The 12,331-nt window shown below is 31.8% G+C and carries 13 protein-coding genes; all 13 read right to left on the bottom strand.

Features of this window, described 5'->3' with window-relative positions; translation table 11 throughout:
- Positions 1-75: 75 nt before the first annotated feature.
- Positions 76-282: a DUF1657 domain-containing protein gene (locus Ccar_RS02315; RefSeq protein WP_007061967.1), complete on the bottom strand. Its 207-nt coding sequence runs from the start codon at positions 280-282 to the stop codon at positions 76-78.
- Positions 283-484: 202 nt separating this feature from the next.
- Complete coding sequence (gene spoVAE / locus Ccar_RS02310) at positions 485-838, bottom strand: stage V sporulation protein AE (RefSeq protein WP_007061968.1); 354 nt, start codon at positions 836-838, stop codon at positions 485-487.
- Positions 839-857: 19 nt separating this feature from the next.
- Positions 858-1,859 (bottom strand): stage V sporulation protein AD, encoded by a 1,002-nt coding sequence (gene spoVAD / locus Ccar_RS02305; protein ID WP_007061969.1) that lies wholly within the window; start codon positions 1,857-1,859, stop codon positions 858-860.
- The gene (gene spoVAC / locus Ccar_RS02300) at positions 1,860-2,339 is read right to left on the bottom strand and encodes a stage V sporulation protein AC (RefSeq protein WP_007061970.1); all 480 of its coding nucleotides are present in this window, start codon (positions 2,337-2,339) and stop codon (positions 1,860-1,862) included.
- Positions 2,340-2,352: 13 nt separating this feature from the next.
- A complete protein-coding gene (locus Ccar_RS02295) occupies positions 2,353-3,213 on the bottom strand; it encodes a DUF421 domain-containing protein (protein WP_007061971.1) in 861 nt (286 codons plus the stop codon).
- A 17-nt stretch (positions 3,214-3,230) separates the two neighbouring features.
- Positions 3,231-3,446 (bottom strand): DUF1657 domain-containing protein, encoded by a 216-nt coding sequence (locus Ccar_RS02290; protein ID WP_242852185.1) that lies wholly within the window; start codon positions 3,444-3,446, stop codon positions 3,231-3,233.
- Between the two features lie 154 nt (positions 3,447-3,600).
- Positions 3,601-5,016: an FAD-binding oxidoreductase gene (locus Ccar_RS02285; RefSeq protein ID WP_007061973.1), complete on the bottom strand. Its 1,416-nt coding sequence runs from the start codon at positions 5,014-5,016 to the stop codon at positions 3,601-3,603.
- Positions 5,017-5,079: 63 nt separating this feature from the next.
- A complete protein-coding gene (locus Ccar_RS02280; protein ID WP_007061974.1) occupies positions 5,080-6,282 on the bottom strand; it encodes an electron transfer flavoprotein subunit alpha/FixB family protein in 1,203 nt (400 codons plus the stop codon).
- Between the two features lie 66 nt (positions 6,283-6,348).
- The gene (locus Ccar_RS02275; protein WP_007061975.1) at positions 6,349-7,137 is read right to left on the bottom strand and encodes an electron transfer flavoprotein subunit beta/FixA family protein; all 789 of its coding nucleotides are present in this window, start codon (positions 7,135-7,137) and stop codon (positions 6,349-6,351) included.
- 93 nt (positions 7,138-7,230) lie between these two features.
- Positions 7,231-8,505, bottom strand: coding sequence for a nickel-dependent lactate racemase (gene larA, locus Ccar_RS02270; RefSeq protein ID WP_007064430.1), 1,275 nt, complete (start codon positions 8,503-8,505; stop codon positions 7,231-7,233).
- Positions 8,506-8,550: 45 nt separating this feature from the next.
- Entirely contained in the window at positions 8,551-10,059 is a 1,509-nt protein-coding gene (locus Ccar_RS02265) for an L-lactate permease (RefSeq protein WP_007061977.1), read from the bottom strand.
- Positions 10,060-10,754: 695 nt separating this feature from the next.
- On the bottom strand, positions 10,755-11,450 hold the full coding sequence (locus tag Ccar_RS02260; protein ID WP_007061978.1) for a FadR/GntR family transcriptional regulator: 696 nt from the start codon (positions 11,448-11,450) through the stop codon (positions 10,755-10,757).
- 45 nt (positions 11,451-11,495) lie between these two features.
- Positions 11,496-12,164: a ribonuclease H-like domain-containing protein gene (locus Ccar_RS02255; protein WP_007061979.1), complete on the bottom strand. Its 669-nt coding sequence runs from the start codon at positions 12,162-12,164 to the stop codon at positions 11,496-11,498.
- Positions 12,165-12,331: the final 167 nt, after the last annotated feature.

The following is a 12,331-nucleotide window of genomic DNA, read 5'->3' as shown; positions in this document are numbered from 1 at the left end:
AACATCAAAATAATCCAATTTCTAAATAACTTTAATAAAAAGCTGAAGGGCTAAAGCCTTCAGCTTTTATGTAAATTAACATTGTTTATATTGAGGTTCCTGTTCTTCAATATATTCTTGTCTTCCCTTTAAAACCTCGAGAGCACTATCAAGGTTTTTAGCTATTTGTTGAAAATCCTGTTTTGCAGATTTATCTTCAGTTTCAAGCGCAAATGTTTTCATTGTAGCAGCAGCACTTTGTATTCCTGCAATTGCCTGCTGCATTTGAGTTCCTACTGTCATTTCTTCACCTCTTTTGTTTATTCACCAATAATGATTTAGCATTTACTAGGAAACAGTAAGAAGAAACTAGAGGCTGCTTACTAGCTTTACTTTTAATTATCAGCTACTTAAAATTTTTTGACATTTTTAATAACCTAGTGGCCTTGATTAGCATCACCTCCTTTGCCTGAAATTTTTATTTCATTACTACTAGTTCTAATACTTACCCTTTAGGTTTAAATATTAAAGCTGCTAAAAATCCAAATATAATTGCTGCAGAAATACCTGTACTGGTAATTTCAAAAGTTCCAGTAAGTACACCAATAAGTCCATCTCTTTCTGCTTCCATCATGGCACCTTTTACTAAAGAATTTCCAAAGCTCATTATAGGTACAGAAGCTCCTGCTCCAGCAAATTTAACTAAAGGATCATACCAGCCTAAGCCTCCTAATATTGCTCCTACCACTACTAAAGTTGTTGTAGTATGTGCAGGTGTAAGCTTAAATACATCCATCATAATTTGACCAATTACACATATACCACCACCTACTATAAATGCCCACATGAATTTTTCCATATACTATTCACCCTTCTTTTCATATCTCTATAGACACTGCATGTGCAACACTAGGTATGCTTTCCTTTTGTTGATAGGACATTGGTGACATTAGCGCTCCCGTTGCCACTATTAGAATTCTCTTTAATTCACCCTTTAACATACGTTTTAAAAAGTGGCCATAAGTAACTACAGCAGAACAGCCGCAGCCACTGCCTCCTGCAAAAACAGGTTGATCTTCTTCATATATGATTTTCCCACAATCAGTAAAAATATTTGATGGCATTTTGAAACCATGCTCTTCAAATAAATTACTGGCAATTTTATGACCTACCTTTCCCAAATCACCAGTTGCAATAACATCATAGTAAGAAGGTTCAATATTAAAATCTCTAAAATGAGCTTCAATGGTATCCACTGCCGCTGGTGCCATAGCTGCTCCCATATTAAAAGGATCAGAAATTCCCATATCTATTACTTTTCCTATAGTTGCAGAAGTAACTCTAGGTCCCTGTCCTTCATGACCTATTACTGCTGCTCCAGCTCCAGTTACAGTCCACTGAGCAGTAGGTGGTTTTTGACTTCCATACTCTGTAGGATACCTAAACTGCTTTTCTGCTGAGCTATTATGACTTGAAGTACCTGTTATTACATATTGTGCAGCCTTGCTTTCTACCATTAAAGAAGCTAATGCTAATCCCTCCATTGAACTGGAACAAGCACCAAATACTCCAAAATAAGGTATTCCTAAAGTACGAGCAGTAAAACTGCTTGTAATTATTTGATTCATTAAGTCACCACTTACAAAAAATTGTATTTTATCTTTCTTAATATTAGATTTCTTAATTGCCAACTGACAAGCTTCTTCTAATATCTTCTTTTCTGCTTTTTCAAAACTGTCTTGACCTACCCAAATATCTTGATGAAGAATATCAAAATCTTCCTTTATAGCCCCTTTTGCTTCAAAAGGCCCTCCTACAGCACATGAACCTAATATAACTGGCTTAGATTTAAAAACCCATGATTGATGACCAGTAATCATTTACATCCCACCTAACCACTTAATAGTAATTTTTATAATTGTCATTACAAAAGCCGCAAAAACTCCAAAGGTAATTACCGGTCCTGCTATTTTAAACATATTTCCTCCAACACCTAGAACATAACCTTCACTTCTATGTTCAATAGCACTGGATGCAATGGTATTAGCAAAGCCTGTAATTGGTATTGCAGTTCCTGCTCCTGCCCATTGAGCAATGTGATCATAAACTCCAAAACCAGTGAGCAATACAGATATTATAATCAAAACTGCTACAGTTGGATTTCCTGCTGTAGTTTCACTAAAATGAAAATATTTTATAAATATATACTGAATAACCTGACCAATTGTACATATAATTCCCCCTGATATAAATGCTCTAACTGAATTTAATAGGACAGGTCTTTTTGGCTCTACTGCATTAGCTAAGTCTTGATATTCTTGTTGTGTTGGTGTTAATTTTTTCTTTTTCTTGCTAGCCACTTTTTTCACCTTCTTAACGTAATAAGTATGGTTCTAATTTTTTCATAATTGTTTTAAGCCTATTAGCTTCTCTCACATACATATCCTTAGCTTCTACATTTTCAGTTTCTAAAGAGAATGTAATTATATCCGCTTGACTTTTTTCCAAACTTGCATAAAGCATTTCCTTAACACTAGCTTCTGGGAGTTCTATACTATCATCAAAAACATCCACATATAGTTCTCCATTACAATCTACCTGACCAACAAAAACATTATCTAAAGACACTCCCAAGTTTTCCAGCTTTTCATTAAGCCAGGTTTGATTTAACCTTAAATTACTTAAGGACTCATTGATAACATTTCCATCTATTATTACCGTTTGTGGTGCTGTTTCTGGAGAAACCTTAATTCCTAAATCATGTGGAGTAATTGGCTTTTTATCTGATTTTAAAACAACATTCATATCTCCTGTAGACTCCATTACAGCAAATTCTACATCTGCTAAATTAAATGCATTCTTTGAACGCAGTTCTCTTAAAAGTTCATCTCCTGTAAGTCCAAGCTCTGTCAAATTTTCCTCCATGACTTTACCATCTTTAACTAATATGGTTTCCTTTCCGTTAATTAAATTATATATGTACTTACTCTTCATAGATATGTAATCTAATACTATTGGCAGTAAAATCCAAACTGCTAAAGTAATAATTCCAAATACCCAATTTGAAATAGCATTTACTGAAACCAACGAAATTAAAATAGCAATTACACCGTAATTAATAATCCTAAATGGAGTAATTCTAACTGAATAGTTTTTGGTCAATATTCTTACTACAATTAAAGTCAAAAAAAATAACCCTATAGACCTTAACAATACCAATATCCATGTACTCATACGTTATTTCCTCCAAATTAATTACTTTTATATTGAGGTTCTTCAAGTTCTATAGCTTTTTCTCTTTTTTTCAAACTTTGGATGACTTCATCAATATCTTTTACTGCATTTCTATATACAACCTTAAGTTCTTTATTCTGTGCTTGAAGTGAATAAATTCTTAAAGTGCTTTGGGCTCCCTTTAAGCTGCTTATAGTCTGTTTTAATTTTGAAGCAACCGTCAATATTTTCACCCTCCTCTTATGTACTTAAAATTTATTTATGTTGTTATTTTTACAAGTATTTTTATTTTTATTCTAAAAACTTAATTTTGCGCCTCAATTATTATATGCAAAAAATAAAGTATACCAGAGGTTCTATTCCTCTGGTATACTTTACTCTTTAAAACTATTCGCAAACTTTTCCTGGATTTAATATATTTTTAGGGTCAAAGGCTAATTTAATATTTCTCATAAGTTCTATATAGTCATCTCCATATTGTTCAAACATATAGCTCTTTTTAGCAAAGCCTATTCCATGCTCTCCAGATACTAACCCGTTCAATTCTCGAGATTTTTTATACATGCATTCAAATACATCACTTAATTTCTTTTCCCACTCTGCTTTAGATAAATCATCTCTCAATACATATACGTGTAAGTTTCCATCTCCTGCATGTCCAAAACTTCTTATTCTTACATTGAATTTCTTTTGAAGCTCATCTGTATATTTTACAAACTCTGCCACCTTGTTTCTTGGTACTACTACATCACATTCATCCATTTCTGTAGTAGTTGCCTTTACTGCTTCAAGGAAGGCTCCTCTAGCTGACCATACAGCCTCTTTTCTTTCATCTGTATCTGAAATATATACATCTAATGCTCCTTCTTCTAAGCATATATTAGCAACTTTTTCATAATCCTTTTCTATATCAGCAGTACTATTTCCATCAAAAGTTAAAAGTAAATATGCATCTGATGAGTTGTCAGGGAATTTCTTTCCTAAGAATTCTTCTGCTGCAAGTATAACTTCCCTTTGCATAAATTCTATAGCTGTTGGTGTAGATTTAGATTTTATAATCTTTGGCACTGTATTTATTGCTGTTTCCAAATTAGGGAATGGTATAAGTAAGCTTATAGCCTTTTTAGGCAATGGAAGCAATCTAAGTACGGCCTTTGTTACAATACCTAAAGTTCCTTCTGAACCACAAATTAAATCTTTTATGCTGTAGCCTGAACTGTTTTTAACTATCTTTCCACCTACTTCTATTACTTTTCCTGTTGGAAGAACAACTTCTAGTCCTCTTATATAATCTCTTGTAACTCCATATTTAACTGCTCTCATTCCACCAGCATTTGTATTTATATTTCCACCTATAGTTGCTGATTTTTCACCTGGATCTGGTGGGTAGAATAAATCATGCTCTTCTACATATTTGCCTATTTCCATTAAAAGTACTCCTGGCTCCAATGTAAGAGTTAAATTTTCTTCATCAATTTCAAGTATGTTATTCATATTTGTTAAGTTTATCATTATACCGCCGTGAATTGGAACAGATGCTCCAACCAGACCAGTACCTGATCCTCTAGCTACTACAGGAATATTATTTTCATAAGCATAAGTCATTACCTTAGAAACTTCCTCTGTACTTAAAACTTCTACCATTGCTTCTGGCATTTTACTTATTCCACCTAATTCATCATGGCTGAAATCTTCATTTATATTTTCTCCTGTGTAAACTCTGTCTTCACCTAAAATATCTATTAAAAAATCAATGTCCTTTTTATCTAATTTTTTATATTCTTTATTACATAGACATTCCATCCTAATTACCTCCAAATTCGTTTTAATTTTTAATAATTGCTCAAGTCTAACTTTATTAAGATACTAAACTGTTAAAGGTTTTCCTTCTTTTACATTACTTATAAGCTTTGGTACTACTTCATAAATATCTCCTACTATTCCATAGTGAGCTACATTAAATATAGAAGCTTTAGGATCCTTATTTATGGCAATTATACAATCAGAATTATTCATTCCTGCTGCAAACTGTACTGCTCCTGATATTCCTAAAGTGATTATAAGCTTTGGTTTAACAGTTCTTCCACTTAATCCTATTTGTCTTTTTGCATCTGCCCAACCTGCTTCAATAAGTGGTCTTGTAGTTGCTATTTGTGCTCCAATCAAAGCAGCAAACTCTTTTACCATTTCCATATCCTTTTCTGCCTTTAAGCCTCTTCCTACTGCTACTATTACATCTGCATCAGATATACTTTCTTCTATTTCCTTCTTTGTAACCTTTAATACATTTATATTAGAAGCTAATTCTTCTTTCTTTATACTGCAAGTTACAATTTCTCCAGACTTTTCTTCACTTCTCTCTGGTGCATCCATAACCTTATATCTTACTGTAGCAAGTTGTGGTCTGTGGTTTGGATTTATTATTTGTGCCATTATATTTCCACCAAAAGCTGGTCTTATTTGTACTAAATCAGTATTTTCCTTCATATCAAGTATAGTACAATCTGCTGTAAGTCCTGTTCTAAATCTAGCTGCTACTCTTGGTGCTAATGATCTTCCTACTGTAGTTGCACCTACAAGTAAAGTTGAAGGTTTAACACTATTTATAAAGTCTTCCATAGCTTTAGTATAAGGTTCTATTCTAAAATCCTTTAATTCTTCATCATCATATACAAAAACCTTGTCTACTCCATAATGTAGTATTTCTTCTGCCTTTTTTTCTATATCATGTCCTACAAATACTGCATATACAGGATGATTTATCTTTGATGCTAATTCCTTAGCTTTTCCAATAAGTTCATAAGTTACTGGATGAATATCACCTTCTACATGATCTACGTATACAGCTACACCCTTCCAAAGACTTTTATCTATAGCTTCTACTTTATCCTCTACAAATTCCATAACTCCTGCAGGTCCATTTTTAACACAAAGCTTACACATCTTACAACCTGCGTTTATTTCTATTTTTCCTTGTTTTTCTTCCATAGCTCCAAAGGGACATATTTTTACTAATTCTTCTATAGCTGAAGGAGTTAATTTCTCCTGATTTACTACTAATTTACCCATAACTCGTTCCTCCTTAAATTTACCTTAAAAACATTTTTAATCGTTATATCTTTAATAATTTAAACATTATAAAAACTTCATCTTTTTAAGTTTATCTTCAAGCTTAGCTGATAATTCTTCTCCTGTTCCCTTCCACATTTCTTTATCGGTATTTACTGCTGGTGGGAATATTCTTTCAACCTGAGTTGGTGAACCATTTAATCCATACTTATTTTCATTTTTATCTTCAAGATCTTTAAAACTTAAAATTTTAACTTCTCTATCCTTAGTTTCTAATTTCTTTTTGTAAGATGGAAGTCTTGGTTGGAATATATCCTTCTCTACAGTTAATAGGCATGGATATTTAACTTCTGCAACTTCTATTGTATTTGGCATATCCATCTCTACTACTATTGATTTTTCCTTAAGCTCTTCTATTTTTCTCACATTAGCTATATGTGGTATTTTTAAATATTCTGCCATTTCTGGTCCTACCTGAGCAGTATCACCATCTGTAGTCTGCTTTCCACAGAGTATTAAATCAACTTTGCCCATACTTCTGACGCCCTGAGATATAGTATAGGATGTTGCCAAAACATCTGCTCCACCAAACTTTCTATCTGAAAGAAGAACTCCTTCATCTGCCCCCATCATATAAGCTTCCTTTATAACTTCTGCTGCTTGTGGTGGTCCCATGCTTATAACCTTCACGGTACCTCCTACCTTTGCTCTCATTCTAAGTGCTGTTTCTAATGCATATAAATCATATGGATTCATCTTTGAATCAACACCATCTCTTTTTAAAACTCCTGTTACTGGATCTACTTCTACTTTTGAAGTACCTGGTACTTGTTTTATACATACTAATATTTCCATTTAAAATACCTCCATAAAATTTGATTGTTTACTTTATTAAAATTCAAAATATATAGCTAAGTTGTAATTTAAGCAAAATGTGAAATTAAGTTTCTATCTCACTATAACCGATACCCCATCTGGTATAACTGTTACTTTTGCATCCTTGCCTTTTAATTCATAAGCTCTTTTTAATGCTTCTTCAAATGTATAAGCATGTTCCATATGCATGTTTTTTATCATCTGTGGATCACACATGTCAGTAACAAATATAACTGTAAATTTATCAAGCATTCTTGCTAATATTTGAAATTCCCACTGATCTGGAGCGGTTTTATTTCTTGGCACTTTTGCTATTCTATCTAAAAGCTCTCTAGGATTTTTAGCATTAGCTAAATTGTCATAGAATGATTGTCCACCATGTCCATCATTGCAGGCAGAAACCATTATTATTACTCCGCCTTCTTTGCAAGTGGCTTCTGCTGCTGTCATTCCTTTTACTGATTGATATATATTTTGATCTAGTGGATAACCACCATTAGTTGATATTGCTATATCAGCTTCTATTTTATCTACCTTTGAAAGCTCCAGTACAAATTTACAGCCTTCCTCATGAGCAAATTGACTGTGACCTGCAAAAGCATTAATTACTTTCTTTTCACTATCTATAACTACATTTAATATAAAAGCAAGCTTTGCCTTTTCTGCTGCATAAAGCATATCTTTATGTATAGGATTACCCTTAAGTATTCCTGTTCTCGCAAAGTCACTTGCTATAAACTCAGAACAGTGATTTGCCATAACAGTTTGAGCAGATGCAATTCCTGGAAGTATACTCTTTCTTCCACCTGAGAATCCAGCAAAGAAATGTGCTTCTATAAAACCTTCAGCTATTAAAAGCTCTGTTTCCATGGCTAATTTGTTTAATATAAGCTCTCCTCCTGAAGGTAAAGTTCCAACCTTAACCAAAGTACTTTCATCTGTAGAACGATGTATTACTATTTGTTCATTTTTAACTATTTCTTCTCCAAGTTTATTTATTAGCTCTTCATGAGTAGTAGGTCTGTGAAATCCTGTAGCAATAAGTATTTTTATATCTATGTCAGGATTTACTTTTCTAATTCTCCTTAAAAGTATAGGCATTGTGATCTTACTTGGTACAGGTCTTGTATGGTCACTAGTTATAATAACCATATTTTTTTTACCCTTTACTAAATCTTCTAAGCTTTCACTTCCAATAGGATTATTTAAAGCTTTTTCAACTATTTCTTCTTGAGATAAATCTGTTCTGTATTCTCCTGCCTTTGACTCCAAAATTCCAGCTAAATTCTTATCTTCTATCTCGATTTCTAGCATTTTTTTGTGATAAGGAATTTTAATTTTTGACATTACATTATACCCCCCAATAATAAATATAAAATATATTCTTTATAATTATAAATTGAATGCCGCGCCTCCAAAGTAAGCTATAACTCCCAAAACGATTACATATACTATACAAAATTTCAACGTAGCATTTAAAATCTTACCTTCTGCACCTGCAAGTCCTGTAGCTGCCGTAGCCACTGCTATACTTTGTGGTGAAATCATCTTACCTGCTGTAGCACCACCTGTATTAGCTGCTGCTAGCCAATATGGATTTAAACCTAAGGATTTAGCAGCTTCTACTTGAAGTTGTCCGAATAATATATTAGCTGAAGTATCACTTCCTGTTACAAAGGTTCCAAGTGCTCCTATAATAGGTGCTATTACTGGATAAGCACGTCCAGTTACTGCAACTAGAACAACTGCTATAGATTTAATCATTCCACTATAGCTCATCACTTTAGCAAGAGCCACAATAGCTATTATGGTCATAGCTGATTTTGTCATTTGTTTAATTGTTTTACCTAAGACATTTAGTATTTCACCAAATTTAGCTCCTTGTATTAATCCTCCTACAATTCCTGCTATTATAATTAATGAACCAGGATTATTAATCCAAGTAAACGTATACGAATGATAAATCTTAACAGTAGTACTTATTTTTGATAAACCTTTACTTATTCCTGGGAATAAAGAACTGGTAAATATTATAGCTACAAATACTAATATAAAAGGCACCCATGCCATAACTCCTTTGCTAAAGGATATTTTTTCAGCATCTTTGAAAGCCTTATCCTTATGAAATACTTTAGCATACCCTATAGTTGCTGCTAAGCAAATTATAGAGCCAAGTATTGCTGGAAGTTCAGCTCCCATGTATTTAGCTGTCAACACTTCTGGTATGGCAAAAGCTAGTCCTGAAACTATTGATATTCCTAAAACGCCTTTAATTGCCTTAACACTTTTACCTGTTATCATCACTAATATTACTGGTACTATAACAATCAATACTGCTAATTGTAGCCCAACTGCATAACTTAAAATGTTAGGATCTAAATTTGTAAGCTTAGCAAGTGTGGACACCGGAAGTCCTATAGCTCCAAAAGCTGTTGGTGTTGTATTTGCTATTAAACATATGATTGCAGCAAATACTGGATCAAATCCAAGAGCAGCCATTATACTGGCAGGAATTGCAACTGCTGTTCCAAAGCCTGCAATAGCTTCTAAAAATCCTCCAAATCCCCAAGCAAGTATTAGAACTAAAATTCTCTGGTCTGTGGTAATGCTTGTCATCATATTTTTAATTAGATCCATACTCTTTGTATAAATAGACAAATTGTAAATAAATACCGCTGCAATTATGACTATAATTATAGGCCATATTGCACTTGCTGCACCTTCTAGTCCTGCTTTCAATGCATCAACTATAGGCATTTTCCATACTGCAATTGCTAAAACTAATGTTACGATTAATGTTACTGGTGTTGCCTTATGACCTGGTGTTTTTAACACTCCTAGTGAAATCATAAGCCAAACTATTGGTATTAATGCAATAAAAAATAGTACATACATATTCATTTTTTATCCTCCTGTTAATGAATTGGTAGTATGGTAACATGGTACTATGGTAGTACCAGTCGATAACTAAATTCTAGCATAATATTCTCAATATTTCTACAATAGTTATTTCATTAACACCAGGCATTCAATTTTTCGAATTCATGTAAACGTTATTACTACAGCATTCACATTAAAACATTTACATAAAAAATATTTAAATATTTTTTCAAATATCACTCAATAGCTTTAAAGAGGTTATTTATTTAACATTAATGTTTGGATGAATTACCATTTGCTATTATAATATTTTGCTGTTATATTTAAATTGGTAATATGGTATGACCAGTTGTTGTTTTAATATTACCACACTATTTTACTAATTTCTACAATTGTTATCTAATTAACATTGAGTTCAAACTTTATATTCCTACTGTTACACATTGATTTAATAGCCTTTGTGCATAATATTTTAAAAAGAATAATTTTTGGAATTTTCCTTCAAAATGTAATTTATCAGAATATTAGTTATTTAAATAACAATCTAATTTGTAAATCTTTTATATTACACAAAACTTATTAAACTTATATAAATAAAGGAACTGCTGCATTAAGTAATTTATATACAATAGGTTGTTTAGTAAATTATAAACCAACTCAATGTATATACTATTTTCTCTTAATGCAGCAGTTTCTCTTAGTTCTTCTCAATACTTCTAAAAATCTTTATAATATTCATTAGTGAAATCTAAATGCCTCTTCATAGCCTCTGATGCTTTTTTAGGATTACGAGATTTAAGACCTTTATATATGTCATCATGTTGTTTAGCTAATTCATCTTTATTCTCTTCTTCCACCAATATTCTTCTTCTTGCATCCTTAATAAATTCATCCATTAAGGATGAAATTGCATTTAAAATATTAATTATTAAATAATTTCTAGAAGCTTTTGCAATTCCATAATGAAATGCCTTATCAGCTTTTACCTTATCACCTTCATCAGCAGAACTTTTAATGGTATCAAGTAACATCTTCATATGATCCAATTCTTCATCTGTAATTCTTTGAGATGCTAAAGCAGTAGTCTCTACTTCAATAATCTTTCTAATTTCCATAATTTCAAGAGAACTACTTTTTTGAAGCATAAACATCATAGATAGAGGTTCAAATAAGCTATTTTCAAAGCTTTCCCTAATATAATTTCCTTCACCTTGTCTACATTCAACCAATCCTATAATTTGAAGAGCTCTTAAAGCTTCTCTTATAGATGTTCTGCTAACCTGAAGATGTTCTACCAAATCCCTTTCTGAAGGTAATTTATCTCCTTTTTTCAATGTGCCATCTATGATCATGTTTTTAATTTGTTCTATTACTTGTTCATAAACCTTTGTATTTTTTATCGGGCTGAACATGAAATCAAACCTCCCTTTTTTATTAAACTGCATTAGAAAAAGTCTCTAACTCTCTAATATTTCGTCTCTTTTCATTACAATGTTCCAATTTACATAAATTTGAAATAAACTTACTACATCCTGTTCATTATATAAAAGTATTTTATCTCTTTTCTCTTGAGGCATTCTCTGTACATAGCCACTATCTTTTACAATTTTACTAAAAGTTTTAGCTAAATTAGAGCCACTTATAACCTCACTTTCGCGAACTATACCAAATTCTTTTTCCAATGCCTTAAGTCCAATACAAACTTTTTTTTCTCTTTCATATTCTTTTTGAAGATCTATATGTCTAAAATGTGCTTCTATATCAAAGTCTATATTATACTTTTCAAAAAGATAATTAATTACTGTAAAATCATTATTACCTGAAAAAGTTACTAAATACTTCTTACCATATTTTGAACTCATAGTTTGAAAATAATTCTTAGCAAGAGTTAATATATGTCTTGCATCTTTTCCACTTTCTATCATATATTGTGTAACATTAAGCTTATTTTCTATATCATCAAAATAACAGCATCCAAAAACTCCTATGCAAATAGGTTTTTTATATATATAATGTTCCAAATCAAAGAACAAAGCATCCTTAAATAAATAACTTTTTCCACTTATGCTCAGCATATTTTCTTCTAACAATTTTTCAACTTCTAAAACATTATGCCTTTCTATCACTTTACCACTCTTTTCTAATTAATTATGTAAAACATCCATTTTAGTATTATATCATTTTTTAGCAATCAAGTGAAATTTAATTCATATATATAACACAAATGTAAATTTCCAACATAAAAAATAGCAAGAAAGTCGTGAATATGCTTTACATAATATTGCCTTAAGCA

The sequence above is a fragment of the Clostridium carboxidivorans P7 genome (genome assembly GCF_001038625.1).
Classification (GTDB): Bacteria; Bacillota; Clostridia; order Clostridiales; family Clostridiaceae; genus Clostridium_AM; species Clostridium_AM carboxidivorans.
Note: the sequence above shows the minus strand (reverse complement) of the source record. Positions and strands in the feature narration are given on the sequence as shown.

Excerpts from the sequence above, each read along its gene's own strand:
- Ccar_RS02315 (WP_007061967.1), bottom strand. The coding sequence starts at position 282 with ATGACAGTAGGAACTCAAATGCAGCAGGCAATTGCAGGAATACAAAGT.
- spoVAE (WP_007061968.1), bottom strand. The coding sequence starts at position 838 with ATGGAAAAATTCATGTGGGCATTTATAGTAGGTGGTGGTATATGTGTA.
- spoVAD (WP_007061969.1), bottom strand. The coding sequence starts at position 1,859 with ATGATTACTGGTCATCAATCATGGGTTTTTAAATCTAAGCCAGTTATA.
- Ccar_RS02295 (WP_007061971.1), bottom strand. The coding sequence starts at position 3,213 with ATGAGTACATGGATATTGGTATTGTTAAGGTCTATAGGGTTATTTTTT.
- Ccar_RS02285 (WP_007061973.1), bottom strand. The coding sequence starts at position 5,016 with ATGGAATGTCTATGTAATAAAGAATATAAAAAATTAGATAAAAAGGAC.
- Ccar_RS02280 (WP_007061974.1), bottom strand. The coding sequence starts at position 6,282 with ATGGGTAAATTAGTAGTAAATCAGGAGAAATTAACTCCTTCAGCTATA.
- Ccar_RS02275 (WP_007061975.1), bottom strand. The coding sequence starts at position 7,137 with ATGGAAATATTAGTATGTATAAAACAAGTACCAGGTACTTCAAAAGTA.
- larA (WP_007064430.1), bottom strand. The coding sequence starts at position 8,505 with ATGTCAAAAATTAAAATTCCTTATCACAAAAAAATGCTAGAAATCGAG.
- Ccar_RS02265 (WP_007061977.1), bottom strand. The coding sequence starts at position 10,059 with ATGAATATGTATGTACTATTTTTTATTGCATTAATACCAATAGTTTGG.
- Ccar_RS02260 (WP_007061978.1), bottom strand. The coding sequence starts at position 11,450 with ATGTTCAGCCCGATAAAAAATACAAAGGTTTATGAACAAGTAATAGAA.